Source organism: Mesorhizobium sp. P160219, assembly GCF_057786095.1.
Genome location: NZ_JBYNWG010000001.1, coordinates 1983653 through 2000083, shown reverse-complemented (window position 1 = coordinate 2000083; position 16431 = coordinate 1983653). Strand labels below are relative to the sequence as shown.

The window sequence follows — 16431 nt, the reverse complement described above, 5'->3', positions numbered from 1 at the left end:
TCGCCCGAGCGCTGCTCAAAGCCCTCTTGCCCGGCCTGTGCCGCTTGCTCTTGAGATGCCGGGGGCTGCACCTGCCGCCAACCTGTTACATTGGATCGGTCAAATTTGTGCCGGTTCACGCTAGCCTCACGTCCACAGATCAGCTGAGCAACCTACTCGGGCATACTTACGAGAAGCTGACGAGGTCCGCGGTCCCGGAGCGGGTAGGCCTAATTTTCTGCGCGCCGATTGCGCTGGCGCGACGTAGCCCAGCCTTTTGCCAGCTCGGCAGCTACGGCTCGCAAAGAGCGTCGTAAGGCTTGCGGAGCCGCCCCTCAGCTCCCGTCGAGGAGCAATCCACAATTCACATATTTGGAGATGGCTCGCTGGTTTACCGGTCTGCGAGCCCTGCAAGCCCATGCTTCAGATGCCGCCCGTGCAGCGGTATTTCATTTCGAGGTAGTCCTCGAGGCAGTGGCGGGAACCCTGCGTCAGCGGGAGCGTCAGCTACATAGTCGATAACACGCGCTTTTTACCTCGGTCTCGGCTCGCAACGATGGATTGCTAACGGCGAACTCATGCTGGTCGGCAAGGCGATACTGGCTGGAGCATCAACTCGGCCGACGAGAGTGGCCACACCATCCTAGACAGGATCGGCCGATATGCCCGGCATCGCCGCTCTGCAAAAAGCACAGCGGGCATCCAGACGTTGCCGGGTTGACTATGGGTGTCCGAACCGCGAAAAGAGGCCGCTCTTTATGAGTGGCGTGCGCTGGCAGTCTAACCCCAAGCCCCCCGCCCGGGCTGCCGGCGCGCTTCTAGGAACATCGAGGTAGATGACGAGACTCCGAACTACATTTCCAAAGCTATCGGTGGATTCACATTTCAAGCCCAATCGATTTCCTACAGCCAGGCGCGAACGTTCGATTGGAACATTCAGAATTCACATCAAGGTGCACCGCTATTGCGTCCCGAACAGGTTCGGCTGCTCGATGACGACTACGAGATTGTTCTCATCAAAGGTCTGCCACCATTAAAATTGAGGAAGGTGCGATATTTTCGGATCGCATTCTGAAACGCATCTTTGAAAGCCAGACAGGCGCCCTCCCGGAGCCGGCGCCCTTGACGGGAGCAGAGGAGGCGCTCTCCGCAGAATCTCAACTCGATGACCCGCTGTGTGAATTGGCGCAGGACTTTGACGATACAGTTTGATGTGAGGCTAGTATGAACCCGCGAAATAGTAATCCATCCCGTGTAACAGCTTTGTCGCAGGTGCAGGACGCCGGCTTGGAAGACGGGCAAGCGGTCCAGGCCCGGCGAGTGGGCTTTGAGCAGCACGTGTCCGAGGCGCTCCGGCCGCTGTTCGATGGTCGAGCTGACGAGCCGCCTACCGGTCCAGATGAGCTTCTGCGACTGGAAAAGGGGTTTCGCGAGGTGCTTCAGCGAGGGCAGGATCATCAAGCCGCCTCGTCTTTTTTCAGCGATCCAAGGATGCCCGCTGGACGGGATGACCCCAAGGGAAGCGTGTCGGACGCTTTCGCAGCAGCCGGCTCTAGGCACGCCGGAGTTGAGGCCGCCGCCCCTCCAGTGTTAGCTGCCAGCCAACAGCAGATCCGGCCCTCGCCAGTTGCGTTTGACCGACCGGTATCATCCTCGGCTGCTGCAGGCGTGCGCTTGTATGCCCCTTCGATGATCTCTCGGAAGACCAGTTCCGAAAACTGCGATCAGTTGCCCGCCTTGTGCTGCCGCCTCGCCGTCGAGGTCGAAACGCCCGCGAATCAATGGAACGTCAGCGGGCCATGGGGGCAGAGTGCAACGGCGTCTACACCGCCTATTTGAGGGGAGAGGTACACTTGGCTTTCCTGTTCCAGCAGCATCCGGCCGCACACCGACGCGATGGGGAGCTAGAATTAAAATCGGACCTTCGCAAGGCACGCACCGCGGATCAAACGCCGTTCGTTTGGGAAAAATGGCTCAGTACCGACAAAGCTTCTGTAATGGCCCTAGTGGCCTCGGTCGCGCTCTTGGTCGCGATACAGTGGCAAGACCCCCAGATCAACGAGGCGGTCCTAAGCGAACTGCGGACGATTCAGATCAACTACGCATTGCTCCAGCGAGACGTCGCCCGCGCAGACATGGTATTGGACTTCCGTTCCGTTGCTTCTACCGGGCAAGCATTAAAAAGGAACCTTCAAAACTACCAACGCCTTGTTGAGATCTCGCCCAATGAGAGCTCCGGGGTGCACTCCAGGTTGGTTGCACAGCTCAAAAATTCCCTCGAAAACACAGAAGCTGCCATCTCGGCCTCGGCCGCGCAAAATGAGCTTCTGCAAAGCTCTCTGGTACGCTTTGCTCGCTCGGCTAATCGCCTTCGGGGGGGGGTGTCGAACAGGCCTGAATTTTCCAATCTGATCCTTCAATTTTCGGCCAGACCGGGATTCAGCCTCGCATTACAAATCGATCAGTCTCTCCGCCGACTTCCTCCTAGCCAGGACCAAGTCACGGAGGATGTTGCCCGCGAGGGCCGCGCTATCCTGTCCTCAATGTTGAGGTTGGACCGCGCTGTCAATCGGATCCCATCCTTCGACACGTTCGCCAAGGCTGCCGAATTGGAGCGAGAACATCTGAAAGCCTACAGCTTCGCCAGCGCGCAAGCGCAGCGTACACGACTTTTCTTTGGCTTGGTGTCCATATGCCTCTGCTTGTTTGCGACCATTCGAGCCTCCACGCTGCATGTGCGGACGAACCGGGTGGAAAGGCGGTTAGAGCTTGAAGCGGCGATGAGTGAGATCGAAGCTTGTTTCATCGACAGTCAAGCAACGAAGGCTTCGCGGCGCTTCTCCACCGAAGCAGCGCTTAGACTCATTCAATGCGTTTTCGATGCAGATCAATGCGCGCTTGCTCTGGTGGATCCGAGTATCAGCAGGAATACCGAGTACTTTGTCGCGAACAAGCGCATGCGCGTCTGGAACGCCACGCTAATCCATGAAGTCGTCTCACTTGTACACCCGGAACAGCCAGTGTTTCGCGTCGTTCCGGCGTCGGAAGTGGTTCGGACTGCCGTAGGCACTACCGGTGTTTGTCAAATTGTTGGTTGCAGGGCCTCCGATCAGCAGGCTGCCGTTTGTATCCTTGTTTTTGAAGGAGATCGCTCACCACCCTCCACAGACGACCTCCTGGTTCTGGCGAGCGCTACTGTGCGTTTAGCCAACCATCTTGAAATGCAACGTGTACACACGGAACGTAACCTTTTTGAGAGTCGATGGGAGCATGCGGAAAGGCTGACGGCTGTCGGCACAATCGCAAGCGGCGTTACACATGAATTCAATAATGTTCTAGGAGCAATAGTCGGCTACGCAGAGATGGCTAAAGGTCTTGTGCGCCGCCCCTCGAGAATTCGGGGCCACATCGGCCAAATTATCTTGGCCAGCAACCGAGCCAAGCTGATTATTGATCAAATTTTGTCACTAAGCCGAACTCGGAAGCGCGTGACGATGCCTTTCGACGTCTCGGAGAGTGTAATGGATCTCGCGCCATTGCTGCGGGTTACACTTCGTGCGGATGTTCAGTTGAACTTCAAGATCAACGAGTGGCAAACGGTGATCGAGGGCAGCCCGACCGAGATACAGCAAATCCTTATAAATCTATGCAAGAACGCGTCGGAGGCTCTCTTGAATGAGGGCCGTGTCGAGATTAGCGTTTCTCGCGCTCACGTCTGTCAAACGAAGCCCGTGGCTAAGGGCACCTTGAAACCGGGAGATTACGTTCTCCTCTCCATCAGCGACGATGGCCAAGGAATCGCAAGTTCGGTGCTTCCGCACATCTTTGAGCCCTTTTTTACCACGCGCTCTCGCGTCGGCGGGACCGGACTGGGTCTTGCTGCGGTGGACCGCCATGTGAGCGCGCTCGCAGGATGCCTTGACGTCACCTCGGCTGTTGGCCGAGGTACACGCTTCGATCTCTACTTACCGGCCTGCGCTGAGGAGCAGGTCAGAGCTGATAGCGCTTCCGGTCCATACGATGGATCACTTGGCAATGGAGAAATCATTGCAGTCGTGGAGTCCGATCCAGCAGCGTTGGAGATCTACAACGATAAGATCGCCGCGCTTGGTTATAAGCCTGTCGGCTTCGCGACCTTCGAAAGTCTTTGCGACTGGATCGAGAGCGGGAAGGCAGCCGACCTCCTAATTTTCGATCAAGCGACTTTCCTCGGGCCAGGACAGCCCGAAGCCGTACGTACCACCCTGATGACGGTGCCCATCATCGTCGTTGGTGGAAGCGACCCCATGCCGATCACATCTGGTAATCAGACCTTCGTCCTTTGGCTAGCCAAACCGGTCTCGTCCAGGACGATGGAGCATGCAATCCGTAGGATGATAATGGCATGATGCCGCCGACGCGCTCAGGCTACCGAGCTACCGAGGCAATCGGAGGCGGAGCCGGCTGGGATCCAGCAAATACAAGAGCGTCGGACGATCTCTGCGCACCCGGCTCATGGCGAGTTCCCCTCGAACACTGTCGTCGGCTTCCGCCCAAGGAAGGGCTCCCCGACCACAGCAAACCTGCCGCCGTGCTCGTGACCGTCAAGGACAAGTCGCCGCGCGATGGGGTCTGCGGGCCTCCATCCTTGACAAGTCACTGCGCGCTGGCGGCGACAGGCGACGGGTAATATAGGGTCGGGACGAGGAGATGGTCGCCAATCGGTCATGCAAGATGGTTGACGAAAAGCAAAGCTTGACAATCATCGCCCCATTCACGCCAGACTTCTCCTGTGCGCTCATCACTCGGCTACGGCTCTTCGCCTGCCCCGACAAGGCTATCGCCGCCCGGCCGGGCAAGCGATGTCCCAGGTTCCGACGTGTTCCATCCATGCTTGATGGACCTAGGCCCCGGCAGGGCGGGAGCATGAGGCTGGGTTCTCGGTCGCGGATCTGTGAGGCAAGCACGGGGTAAGCGAAGGCTCGACCCACCATTGGGGAGGCCGGCTTCGGCACGGAGGTGCGGCCTCGGCGTTGAGAGGCATCGGATCGGGTGTAGCAGGACTTTCGAACTAACTGCCGACAACACACTGGATAGGCTGTTCTCGTCGTTCGGTCCAGTTCACCAACGCCTGTGTCGACATTTTACGGCGCTTCACTACTCAGCGCCGCGCCCGTGAGCGCCAGCGAGTGGTCGTCGGCGGGCTCGATGGCGCTGTCAGGTCGGGGACTCGACCTCTATGATCATCACCGACTTAATTCAAATTTGTCTGTATATATTGACGATTGCACCACCTTCACCTCGTAAACGGCAATGCGGGCGGATGGAGAGGGTTCTATGATATGACAAGCGATTTTTCCGCCGCCCGAGGGCATTTAGATCGAGCGTATGACTACCTTTGTGGGGATGACCCGATGAGTCAAAGGGGCCGAGAAGCCTTGGATCTGCTAATTGAGGCGGTTGCCGTCGAAGAGTTCAAGCAGCCACGCCAAAGCGCGGAGGTGCTAAGGTTTCCGATCGGGCGCCGCTGCTGAGGTAATCTCCACGGCCGCCATGTAGCCTCAGGTGGCAGGGACTCGCCGCCCCGTGAGGGCCGGGAACGAACGCATTGGCAAAAGGAAGGCCCACTTGCCAGACCCGCGCCCGGCCGGCGTGGTAAGAAGGCCGGCGGGTTCCCAAGCGGAGACATTGACGCCGGACTATGACGTTCTTTGCATCGGCAATGCAGCGCCGGCAACACCGCCGCCGGCGTAGGCAGCTTCGGCGGGCGCGCCGCCTTCTTCGGCAGGTGTCGAACGACGCGCTCGGCGAGATCTACGCCCACGACATCCACGCCCAGGGCGTCGCCTTCGACACCGAACCGCTAGTGGCACAACCACCGACGGCATGCTCGATGATCTTCGTAACGCCCGATGGCGAGCGCTTATCTCGGCGCCTGCTTCGAACTCGGCCCGACGATGTCGAACCGGACAAGGCTTCGGGCACCAAGGTCACTTATTTCGAGGGCTATCTGGGGGACCCGCCGCGCGCCAAGCAAGCGATCCGGCAGACCGCGCGGCTGGCGCATGCCGCTGGGCGCGAAGTGTCGATGACGCTGTCGTATTCGTTTTGCGTCGACCCCTACCGCGACGAGTTCGTCGAGCTGATCCGCTCCGGCACGGCAGCAGCAGGTCGTCTGGATCGCCGGGACTATCGGGGTGAGTACGTCGGGGTAGTGTGCTGAGAGTTCTGCAAATTCGCTGAGAGGGGGCGGTCATGGCAGGCTGGTGATTGTTCACGTCACCGATTGCCGCGAAGGAACGCCACCATGACAAGACTGAAGTTAAGACCGCCAGCGCTGCCGTCAAAGCAAGGGCATCGGGTTGGTCGTGTCCGACGATCACGCCGGCATGGTGGCAGCTGTCGGCGAGGTGATCCCCGAAGCCGCCTGGCAACGCTGCTACGTGCACTTCCTCAGGAACGCGCTCGATCATCTGCCGAGGAAGCACGGCGACGACTGCCTGCAGGAATTGCGCTGGCTCTACGACCGGCGCGATCTCGCAGAGGCCAGGGCTGATCTTGCCGTATGGCTTGCCAAATGGTCGGCACGCTATCCGCGCCTGACAGGCTGGGCCGAGGATGCCATCGAACAAACCCTGACCTTCTTCAGGCTGCCGAGACAGCACCCAAGCATCTCAAATCCACCAACATGCTGGAGCGGCTCAACGAGGAAATCCGCCGGCGCACCTATGTCGTGCGCATCTCCCCAACACCGAAAGCTGCCTGCGCCTGGTCAGGGCGTTGGCCGTCGAGACCAACAAAACTGGATGGAGGCCTACCTGCGCGAGCACAAGAAGCTCACTCTGCGCCAAGCCGCATGACCAGCATATGGCCGCCCCATTTTGCAGGACTTGACGCACACAACTCGCTTTGCTCTCTCTACAAGCAGCCCGATGCTGACTCGCGCCATGTGAATTAAGAAGGGAGATCGAGCCGGCTTCGAGTGAGCCCAGGCTAAGATCTAAGCTCATCCACGTGCATGATCAGCTTACGACGGGCAGTCACGGCGTGGTTGTGCCCGCGGTCAGGAGGCGTATCCAAGTAAACCCGCTGGGTAGATTGCAGTTCGGGATCCGAGTCACGCCCGCTGCCCGTAGCGATTTGAGGACAGCATTGTACACGATCCAACGCAATGACCGGCCGTCCGGCCTCTCGTGAAATTTAAATTGAAACGTCTGTCTTGCCGCTGCAGGTCGGCCCGTAAATCAAATGGATTAGCATGTGTTTACCGCTTAGAAGCCCTTGTTTTCGAACTAACTGCCGACAACAAACTGGATAGGCTGTTCTCGTGGTTCGGTCCAGTTCAACGCGTATGTCGACATTTTAGGGCGCTTCACTACTAACGGGCACCGCACGATGGCAGATCGTTCTCTCCGGCAAAGATACTCCCTGTGTTAGCTTCCGTGTTGTGTGCTTGCCCTCACCTGCGGGATACGGAAGGCCATCCCTAAAAGCATCGAATGCGGCAGCGACAGCGCGAATCCCAAAGCGATGCTCCCGCCGTACGCGGACAAAACCGTTTTCGAAGTCCACTATTCCGTCCTTGGCCAGCATCGCCAAACGCTCATCTGAACCGCGAAGACGGATCAAATCAGATCCGTGGGCGACACAGATTGCCGGCACGTCAGCCTCGAAATCGCACATTAATCGCTCGATGATTGCGGCTCGCAGGCGGTCGTCGTCTGTGAGGCGATGGCCCTTCGATGTCGCCAGTCGGCCAGCTGCGATGTGCCGGATGTAGAAATCCCGTGTAACTTCGTTTTGAACGTACCCCTGGCCAAAGCGGCCGATAGCCGACGCGCCGAAACCGATCAGGGTTCTGCAGGTATCGGCAGAGTAGCCCAACGAGTTACGTCGTAGGCGACCTGTTTCCTGTGCCAGCGCGAGCTCGTCGTGCGGCAAGGCGAAATGGTCGAGCCCGATCTCTCGGTAGCCGGCGGCAACCAGCGTCACGGCGGCAGCCGCATGCTGTTCAGCGCGGGCAGCGCTGTGGGGAAGAAATTCCGCCTCGATGAGGCGCTGGTTCTTTATTTGGGATGGGATATGCGAGTAGCCGAACAAGGCAAGCCGGTCGGGGCGCATGGCGACCGCCGCCCTCGCCGTCTCGACGCACGACTCCACCGTTTGACGCGGCAGGCCGTAGATGAGGTCGAAGTTGATCCGGTTTACTCCATGCCGGCGCAGCATTTCCACGGCAGCCGACGTCTGGGCCTCGCTCTGGATTCGGTTGATCGCTTTTTGAACAATGGGATCGAAGCTCTGTACGCCCAGGCTCGCGCGGTTCACGCCGGCCGCTCCCAAGCCTTCCGCCATCTCGGGCGTGAGCGTGCGTGGATCGATCTCGATGGCGACCGTAGCTGTTTTCGAGATGGCGAAGCGGCATCGCAGGAACTCCATCAGAGCGAGGAACTCGGCTGGTCCGATGAGAGACGGCGTTCCGCCGCCGAAATGTATGTCGCTCACGGGCAGCGTCTTCGGCACTCGCTCACAAACCAGACGGATCTCGTCACGCAGCGCCGCCAGATAGTTGAGGATGGGCGCATCATGGCGGGTGATGGTGGTTGGGAAGCCGCAATACCAGCAGGCTGATCGGCAGAACGGAACGTGCAGATAGAGTGACACCGGATCCTCAGCCGGCAGGTTCCTGAGCCATGCCTCATAAGCCTCGGCGCCGACCGCCCCGGAGAACTCCGACACAGCCGGATAGATAGTGTACCAAGGCAGCCGGGCCTCTCGAAATTTCGTGGTCTGCAAAGGCACAATCCCATACTGATAACAACCAACCCTACCCACCGCGCCCGCCTGGGTCCTTGCGCTATGTCAGTCCGTTCCGTTGGGCTCGAATCTAGATCTTTTTTAGCAATGGGCCACAGGCGCCGCTGCCCATCACTTCGCGCTACGGCACCCTGAACGACGTTTACGAGGCCCCGGACGCCGATGACTGGGAATCGACCAACTACGCCAATCTCGTCGGCTCGCCGGATGCGTCGACGCTGCGAGCGTCCGGCCGGCTCCGGGCCCTCAAGCGGCTCTTCGCGCCGACGCCGGGGGGGGCAAGGACCTCCTTGACCAGGGCGCCAGCGTCGATTTGGTGTTGCCGGTGGCAAGCGTGACGGATCCGCTCTTCAATCGGATCCTCGGGGGACTGGCGCTCCTCAAAACCGGTGGCGCGGAACGAGCCCCGATCTGCATCTTGAAAGGCGCGTTTACCAGCCGATGGAGCGCCTCGACCGATCGCGTGCTCGACCGCTTTGAAGTCGCCTACACGCCCTCCCCGTATAATGCACCTGCAAACCGGCCCGTGCTCGCACAGCTGAGTGACTTCAACAAGCTGAAGCTTGCGCTGGCGAGCGACGATCCCGAAGTCATCGCCCGCGCGCCCAAACTGAGCCGTTCCGGACGTGTCGTGACCTTCCTCACCTATCCCGATGCGGCGGTGCCGATGCCTTCCGCGCGCTACCTGCCCGCCACGGCGCCTTGGCTGGTCGCAGCGCCTCCTCCGAGCGGGCGGTTCTTTGGCTATTTCCTGTCGCATTCTTCACACAGGACGCCCGCGGCGAGGAGCGCGACGCCGAGACGGAGCGGCTGGCGAGCGAAACGCTGCGCTTCATAAATTACCTGACCCCGCAATTGGCTTGGACGCTCGACGGGTACCTGCAACATCAATACGCAGCGCTACCCGTTGACGGCCCCGACGGTGATGTTGCCGCTTGCAACCGATATCCAAACCCCTGCCACAGCTGCGCTGCGGGACGACCATGGCAGCGAATGCCGCTGATGGGCTGGCGGTTCTATCTCTCGCCTGCGCACTTCGAACTTGGTTTCTTGCGGCAATACCTCAAGAAGGCTCTGGCGCCGGCTGACAACGGCGAGGCAAGGCCAACCGCGCTCCGCTCCATTTATGAGCCGCTGGCGGACCTGATTTTGGCCGTGGACCGCGGCAGCGCCGAACTGGTGTTGCAGCGCTGGGCCTATGAGGCCGATGCCCGCGCGGGGGCGTGCCGTCGCAGAGCGGCGCCCTCACCGCAAACGTGGCAAAGGTTGGAACACACAAGCGCGCGCTAAAGGCGTCTGATTCACCTAATGAATTCAAGATCCTTCGGGACTTGCTGCGCCAGCCGCTCGACAAGTTCCAAGCCGCCGTCAAGGTCTTCGCCTCTGGCGTGAAAGACGACTGGCTGACGATCACGATACCGTGCCCGGTTGGATGGAGCGGACTGGGTTCCGCAAGCCCTGTCACTGACGGCAGCGACGTGCTGCGCCTCGGCCTTCGCCTGGAGCGCCCGAGCGATGCGGTGGTGCCGGCGGGCATTGCCGACCCAATGCGGCCGCAGGCCACGCCTGGATTTGGCCTTGCAGTCGACAAGAACGAGGTCGCCATCTAACCGGAACTGCAAGGCGACACCTTTGCCGATCTGCATGACGGGGCGGCCACAGAGCTGGGCAAATATGTCTCGGCCAGCATGAAGACCTCACTGCGCGAACGCCTCGACTGGCTGCGTGCGATCCGGGCCGCGCCCGCGCTGCGCTCGCCGCTCCGACTCGCCCGCCGACGCCTTTGGCCTGCGCAACACCGTGCGGGCTCTCCTGCCCGACGTGGCCGCACGCATGGCCGCGCTGGTGACCTATGTGCACAATGACGACCCAGCTTCGGGTACCGACGCGCTGTTCGAACACGTCAAGGACCTTTCGGCAGAGCTGGCCGGCCATCTTTCGATGACGCTGAAGAGCCTGCTCATCACGACCCCGGGGCTCTTCGCCACGACCAAGGGCTTCGGAGTGGCGATCTTCGAACCCGATTCCTGTACCCAACGGCTCTACTCCTTGCAATTGCGTAAGCAGATCCATCCCGCACCCACGCCAGGCGAGACCGCTAGCGACCCGTCGCGCTTTGATGTCGACCGTTTCCTCTTTCCTCTGTTCCACAACGCTGTGGCGGGGCGTTACGTTGTCGATATACTCGACGACGCCCGATATGATGACGAGTTCGAGATCGATGGGAGCGTTTTTGACCCGCCGCGGCCGCTGTGGACACGCGGCGGACCTGGCGTTGTGCTTGGGTCGGGCGGCGCGAAACTGCGCCAGCGCGGCGATGCCCAAGCGCGCAGCGGCGAGGACGTCATCGAGCAGCATAATCGCTTCGACGATGGCCTCGCCCCGGCCCGCCAGATCGAAGCCGATGTCGTGCATTGGAACCCGAACTGGACCGAACCGGTCGCCCCGAACACCCGGCGCTTCTACCTGCTGCCCTCGCGACGTCGGCCCGCGACGCCAGTGAAGCAGAAGCCCAGCGCCGACAGCGGACCGCCTCGCGCGCCGCTGCCGGTGAATCTGACAACGCCCATGCGGCCCCTGAACGATCAGCTGGCCGACCTCCTGAAAGGTCGTCTCGATGATAAGAAGATGGTGGCCTTCGGCTCGGGCGGCACAGGGCTAAGAGCGAAGCGCCGCAATCCAACCCTGAAAGGGCTGATCCAGCCGACAGCAATGGGCTAGCCGCGCCCGGCTGGTGGCATCTCGAGAGCTATGCCTCCGAGCACTATTTCGTGCTGGAGGGTGACGAGGAGTCCTCGGGCTCCGAAGGCCCATTCCACAATGACCGCATCCGCATCGAGGTCGAGATTGGCGACAGCCCGTTCGTGGACGAGGATGCCGTCGCGCCAAAGACATACGCCGTCGAGGTGAACTCGGCGACTGTTCGCATACCAGCGTCTGCGGGTCGCAAACCAAGCGGCGTGATCCCGAAGCCCGCCAAGATCTCGCGTGCTAACCTTGAGAAGCAGCTCCGCGACTGGCTGGCCCCAACGACTGCCGACGATGGGCTCCTGGTCCCGGCGCCGCCGGTCGTGGACTCCGGCAAGCGAGCATCGCAGAAGGGTAACAGCACGACTGTCGTGGCCGGCTTCACGCCCCAGCAAGTCGGATGCCGCGCAGCGGCTCGAGAATCAATGGCCGCTAGGGATTGGCGCGGTGCTGGCCGCCGAAATCATGGATCTCGATGCCGATCCAAAGCCGCAGGATCGCTTTGTGCTGAGGGTGGTTGTGCTGGACGAACCCTGGCGCTACGCGCGCGTGCGGGTCCGGATCGAGCGCAACAAGGCGGACGTCAACGACGACAAGCTGCCCGACATCAACCCGCTGTTCCAGATGATCGGGGAATTCTCCAGCTGGAGCAGTCATGGGCGCGAGCCGATGCTCCTTGATTTGCGCGACAGCGAGGGACTGGGCTTGCCAGCCGAGGCAGTTCAATTGGCTGCGAAGCTGACGCTTGGCGAGTTCCTCAAGAAAGATATGACTGCTCCCCTCGACTACGGCGATCAGGTTGGGACAGCCGTTGACGCCCAATTCACCGCATCGGGTTTCGGGCGGCTTCCTCTGTGGAACCCCGATCGTGTTCGACTGGGGCAGTACGCGGTCTCTGGAATGGTGATCCAACTGCGAGCGGACCTTCATCCGCGCTACGCAAGGGCCGAGCTGAACGATCAGATTGAGGAGCGCATCGAGGAGATCCCGCGCGTACATTTGGCGCCCATGCCGTCCGACCCGACTATGCCAAGGCGTGACTTCGCGCCACTTCTCAAGGGCTTCACGCACACTGACGTGCCCTCGGCCATCATGCGGTGCGTATCAATTGGACCAACGCCGCCGGCGAGCTAATGGTGAGTTGCACGTGGCCAGTGCGATTCCAATCATGAAACGCAACGAGAGGCGCAGCCGAGCGATCTTGATTTTTGCTGATGCCATCGCACTAGGGTGCTCGATGCGACTCGAACGCGGCCTCGCCTTCGAAGCGCGGCTGTTCAGCGCCCTGCCCTCCTCGCGGCGCAGCGGGCATTGGTGGCGACGCTGGCCGAGAGTATGTCCAGGGCGTGTCGACCCGCAAGGTGAAGGCGATCACGGAAGAACTGTGCGGCCATGCCTTCTCGGCCTCGTCGATCTCGGCCATCAACAAGCGGCTGGACGAGAGCCTCGCTGCCTTTGCCAGGCGCCCCTTCAAGAGCCGTTTCCTTACCTCATCCTCGATGCGCGCTACGAGAAGGTGCGTGAAGCCGGTGTTGTCATGAGCCAGGCGGTGCTGATCGCGGTCGGTATCGACTGGGACGGAAGGCGCCAGATCCTGGCCGTGGAGATGGCCAATCGCGAGAGCCGCTCGGCCTGGAGGGACTTCCTCGTCGGCCTCAAGGCGCGCGGCCTCAAGGGCGTCGAGTTGCTTGTGTCCGACGATCACGCCGGCCTGGTGGCAGCGATCGGCGAGGTGATCCCCGAAGCCGCCTGGCAACGCTGCTACGTGCACTTCCTCAGGAACGCGCTCGATCATCTGCCGAGAAAGCACGGCGACGACTGCCTGCAGGAATTGCGCTGGCTCTACGACCGGCGCGATCTCGCAGAGCCAGGGCTGATCTTGCCGCATGGCTTGCCAAATGGTCGGCACGCTATCCGCGCCTGACAGGCTGAGCCGAGGATGCGATCGAACAAACCCTGACCTTCTTCAGGCTGCCGAGACAGCACCACAAGCATCTCAAATCCACCAACATGCTGGAGCGGCTCAACGAGGAAATCCGCCGGCGCACCTATGTCGTGCGCATCTTCCCCAATACCGAAAGCTGCCTGCGCCTGGTCAGGGCGTTGGCCGTCGAGACCAATGAAAACTGGATGGAGGCCAACCGATACATCAACATGGACGACCTGCGCGAGCACAAGAAGCTCGCTCTGCGCCAAGCCGCATGACCAGCATCATGGCCGCCCCATTTTGCAAAACTTGACGCACACAACCGGCGGAGCTGCCTTGCCGAGCGCCTCGACTAGCTTGCGATCACGCCCTTTGCTCCTTTGCAATCGGGCGACGGCGCCCAGATGGGAGCAACATGACGAACGCGCCTTCGGCGCCTCTGAGCGCTTGCCGATGGCTGCCGAACAACAGACGCTCACCTCGTACAGTGAGCGCTGGAAAAATTGAGCTTCCGCTAGCCAGAGCAGGAAAGAAGCCAGAAGAGTGCCAAAGGCGTTTATCTCAAGGACCTAACTTCATACATCGATAAGCGACTGTCTGAAGTGCGCTCCTTCAGGCGTAGCTATCAGCAGCCCACCTGTGGCATCTTTGCGCTCGGAGTTTCAGCAATTCCTAGATGACTCACAAGATGCTAGCTCCCGTCCGCCATTCGTGCCCATTCCCAAAATACACCCGATTGCCCGCGCAGAACGGCGAACCCTTCTCGAGCACTGGCTCGCCTCAGAATGCCGCTGCCCCAGTAATGATCAACGTTTGGAAGATCGTGGCGCGTGGTCGTCTCAGTTTTCATCCCGCTCCTCGGTTTCCTCGGCAAGAATCTCCCTCTCCTGCTCAAGTCTTCGAATAAGGCGATCGAACTCTTTGACCCCAATCGCGCCAGTTGAAACGAGGTGAAAGCTGGCATCTTTCGACAGCATCCCTGCCCACTCGCGCTGATCGCCGTGCGGGCTCGCCACTCGCTCGACCCCCTTGGGTTTGGCATGCGGGTCGCCGGTCAGCACCGGTGGCCATGAAAACCAATCATCCGCGTACGGGACCTTGTACGACTCCTTTGCCCAATATCGGTCATGGTCGAACCGAGGAACCCGATCCATGTCCACGCCCAGATCGTTCAATCGCTCGTAGAATCCCGTGTAATTGAAGTTCTGCGGGTCACTGTGGCCGTCCGGAATCCCGCGATCGATTTCTATATGTGGCACGATCGTGAGAACTCGATCGACCGTACGGCAAGCGCCAATATAACAAGCCGCTAGGCTCGTGTACTGCGCCGAGTTCGGAGAGCCCCCCTCCTCGTAGTCTATTTCAATGTTAATTGCCTTGCCCTTAAGGTCGAACTTAGGCAGCTTTCCGTTCTTTGGCTTCAAGCCGGACTCTGCCTTCGTCGCCCACACGTTCGTCTCTTGGAATGGCCACAAATGGACCACCTCTCCCGTTTTGAAAATTACCGCGTGCGACTTGTTACGCTTTTTCCCAATCCAAGGCTTCACTGTGTCGTAGGTGAGCTTTCCGTCCACGGTCTGGTGGAGGATGAAGTGAGTGCGCCCGGCGCAACTGCCATCCATAAGGTCACAAGCGTCCTCGAGGTCAGCCAATGGATCTGTCGAAATATCGTTAATGCCCATGTCCCACTCCTAGCAAATAAATCCCCGATACTAGCATAGTAGCCGAGGCCGGCTCGTAGCCGCACGGTCCGTTACAAAGACTCCGCCTTAAAGACCGTCTATGCCAACGGATTGGCCGAAAGACGAGGGCACTCTCGAAACCTTCCTGCACAAGCTGAGGCTGGAACTGGGCGAAGCCAAGTGAGCCAACAAGCCCTGGCTTCGGCTCAAGATCACAGGCCTTTGTTTGCCGGACCCCTACGTGGCTCTCATGGTTGACCGCCAAACTAGGCTACAAGGCCAAACTCCGAGAGATCAATCCGGAGGCTGTAGTCCATCCCACCGTCGACGCACGCTTTGAGTTCAGCGACGTCCCGCAGTGCGCCGGGTTCGGACCTTACCGACCTCAGGCTCCACGCAACCACAAGAAGTTCGCTCATTTTTACATCGAAGAAGCCACTCCTATCTAACACCGGCGATTCCGGTCGAACATGATCAATCGCTGCCGCCAACCTGCGGCTGTTACTTGGATTTCGTACTTCTGCCGTCCTGGTTCTGAGCCCTCTTGGGCTTGGAGTTCAGCGGTACGTCGCGCCAATAATATTCCGCGTAGCGCGAGAAGGCCCAAATGAAGCTGGCGGTCAGCCAAACCAGGGAGATTAGGACAAGGGACAGAAGCAAATTCTGCCACCACGGAGAAATATCTGCCCATTGCCCTGGATCATACCTGTTCAGATCGGTGGAGGAGGAGGGAAGCGCGTTTTCGACATTAATCCCGATCCAGAAGACGATGTTCGAAACAATAAAGAGCGATGTGGCCAGGTAGAGCGTGATCTCAATCCGGTTCGATATTCGATCCGCGACGGTGACGTTGAGCTGATAGAAAAACTTGGAAAAGAAAGTCACGAGAAAAAGCGTTGTCGCGGCAATGACCAGCGCCGGCGCCAGACGCTTTATCCATGGATCGACCGCATCGATCGGGATGACGTTGAGATTGAATATCCAGTCCACGATCAGAGCGGTTCCACCGACTCCGATAGTGAAGACGAGAACCCGCGCGATCTTATCACCTTGCCGATAGAACCTTTGCAACTTTTGCCGCGCCGCATCGACATAACGGTTCGTGTCAAATCCATACTCGTCGAGGAAGGCTATGAGCGCCAGAATGATGCCGAAGAATGCATCGCCGAAGGATTTGCCGTAGACGCCGAAAAGCGCGTAAGTGATAGACACGGCTGCGACAGCCAGTTTCAGATTGAAATGTCTTGACCTGGGCGTAGCCGGTTTGGTCAGCAAATCGTTCACGGTTTCCCTCCGCTGTAA

At 59.9% G+C, this 16431-nt stretch carries 12 protein-coding genes and 4 pseudogenes; 12 read left to right on the top strand and 4 right to left on the bottom strand.

Translation table 11 applies throughout. The features are described from left to right. Nucleotides 1-814: 814 nt before the first annotated feature. The 5 genes and pseudogenes from AC3EMP_RS09695 to AC3EMP_RS09675 form a co-directional block, all read left to right on the top strand. Nucleotides 815-1191 (top strand): annotated as a pseudogene (locus tag AC3EMP_RS09695) (type IV secretory system conjugative DNA transfer family protein); the annotation flags it as partial. 641 nt (nucleotides 1192-1832) lie between these two features. Continuing rightward, nucleotides 1833-4367 carry a two-component system VirA-like sensor kinase gene (locus AC3EMP_RS09690; RefSeq protein WP_488494607.1) on the top strand — a complete coding sequence of 845 codons (2535 nt, stop codon included), beginning with the start codon at nucleotides 1833-1835 and terminating at the stop codon, nucleotides 4365-4367. Nucleotides 4368-5300: 933 nt separating this feature from the next. Next, a complete protein-coding gene (locus AC3EMP_RS09685; RefSeq protein ID WP_023679698.1) occupies nucleotides 5301-5492 on the top strand; it encodes a hypothetical protein in 192 nt (63 codons plus the stop codon). A 192-nt stretch (nucleotides 5493-5684) separates the two neighbouring features. Then, nucleotides 5685-6118, top strand: a pseudogene (locus tag AC3EMP_RS09680) (PfkB family carbohydrate kinase); the annotation flags it as partial. A 181-nt stretch (nucleotides 6119-6299) separates the two neighbouring features. Continuing rightward, nucleotides 6300-6818 (top strand): annotated as a pseudogene (locus tag AC3EMP_RS09675) (transposase); the annotation flags it as partial. Between the two features lie 133 nt (nucleotides 6819-6951). On the opposite strand, the gene AC3EMP_RS09670 reads toward AC3EMP_RS09675, so the two are convergent. After that, entirely contained in the window at nucleotides 6952-7125 is a 174-nt protein-coding gene (locus AC3EMP_RS09670) for an isopentenyl transferase family protein (protein ID WP_488362092.1), read from the bottom strand. A 195-nt stretch (nucleotides 7126-7320) separates the two neighbouring features. Beyond that, nucleotides 7321-8751: an oxygen-independent coproporphyrinogen III oxidase gene (gene hemN / locus AC3EMP_RS09665; protein WP_352713803.1), complete on the bottom strand. Its 1431-nt coding sequence runs from the start codon at nucleotides 8749-8751 to the stop codon at nucleotides 7321-7323. Between the two features lie 355 nt (nucleotides 8752-9106). Here hemN and AC3EMP_RS09660 point away from each other — a divergent pair, with 355 nt between their 5' ends. From AC3EMP_RS09660 to AC3EMP_RS09630, 7 genes and pseudogenes are all read left to right on the top strand, one after another. Next, entirely contained in the window at nucleotides 9107-9610 is a 504-nt protein-coding gene (locus tag AC3EMP_RS09660; RefSeq protein ID WP_352713805.1) for a hypothetical protein, read from the top strand. 155 nt (nucleotides 9611-9765) lie between these two features. Beyond that, complete coding sequence (locus tag AC3EMP_RS09655) at nucleotides 9766-10062, top strand: hypothetical protein (protein ID WP_352713807.1); 297 nt, start codon at nucleotides 9766-9768, stop codon at nucleotides 10060-10062. A 41-nt stretch (nucleotides 10063-10103) separates the two neighbouring features. Continuing rightward, complete coding sequence (locus AC3EMP_RS09650) at nucleotides 10104-10382, top strand: hypothetical protein (protein ID WP_023750315.1); 279 nt, start codon at nucleotides 10104-10106, stop codon at nucleotides 10380-10382. 223 nt (nucleotides 10383-10605) lie between these two features. Beyond that, nucleotides 10606-11493 (top strand): hypothetical protein, encoded by an 888-nt coding sequence (locus AC3EMP_RS09645; RefSeq protein WP_352713809.1) that lies wholly within the window; start codon nucleotides 10606-10608, stop codon nucleotides 11491-11493. A 474-nt stretch (nucleotides 11494-11967) separates the two neighbouring features. Next, entirely contained in the window at nucleotides 11968-12654 is a 687-nt protein-coding gene (locus AC3EMP_RS09640; RefSeq protein WP_352713811.1) for a hypothetical protein, read from the top strand. Nucleotides 12655-12866: 212 nt separating this feature from the next. Next, nucleotides 12867-13444: pseudogene (locus AC3EMP_RS09635) on the top strand (IS256 family transposase). 20 nt (nucleotides 13445-13464) lie between these two features. After that, complete coding sequence (locus AC3EMP_RS09630; RefSeq protein ID WP_488494726.1) at nucleotides 13465-13725, top strand: transposase; 261 nt, start codon at nucleotides 13465-13467, stop codon at nucleotides 13723-13725. 561 nt (nucleotides 13726-14286) lie between these two features. Here AC3EMP_RS09630 and AC3EMP_RS09625 read toward each other — a convergent pair. Together AC3EMP_RS09625 and AC3EMP_RS09620 are read right to left on the bottom strand one after the other, a co-directional pair. Then, nucleotides 14287-15129, bottom strand: coding sequence for a hypothetical protein (locus AC3EMP_RS09625; protein WP_352713409.1), 843 nt, complete (start codon nucleotides 15127-15129; stop codon nucleotides 14287-14289). A gap of 501 nt (nucleotides 15130-15630) precedes the next feature. Then, nucleotides 15631-16413 carry a hypothetical protein gene (locus AC3EMP_RS09620; RefSeq protein WP_023712852.1) on the bottom strand — a complete coding sequence of 261 codons (783 nt, stop codon included), beginning with the start codon at nucleotides 16411-16413 and terminating at the stop codon, nucleotides 15631-15633. Nucleotides 16414-16431: the final 18 nt, after the last annotated feature.

What these genes read in the sequence shown, in the direction of transcription:
- AC3EMP_RS09685 (WP_023679698.1), top strand. Translation starts at nt 5,301, where the DNA reads ATGACAAGCGATTTTTCCGCCGCCCGAGGGCATTTAGATCGAGCGTAT.
- AC3EMP_RS09655 (WP_352713807.1), top strand. Translation starts at nt 9,766, where the DNA reads ATGCCGCTGATGGGCTGGCGGTTCTATCTCTCGCCTGCGCACTTCGAA.
- AC3EMP_RS09645 (WP_352713809.1), top strand. Translation starts at nt 10,606, where the DNA reads ATGGCCGCGCTGGTGACCTATGTGCACAATGACGACCCAGCTTCGGGT.
- AC3EMP_RS09625 (WP_352713409.1), bottom strand. Translation starts at nt 15,129, where the DNA reads ATGGGCATTAACGATATTTCGACAGATCCATTGGCTGACCTCGAGGAC.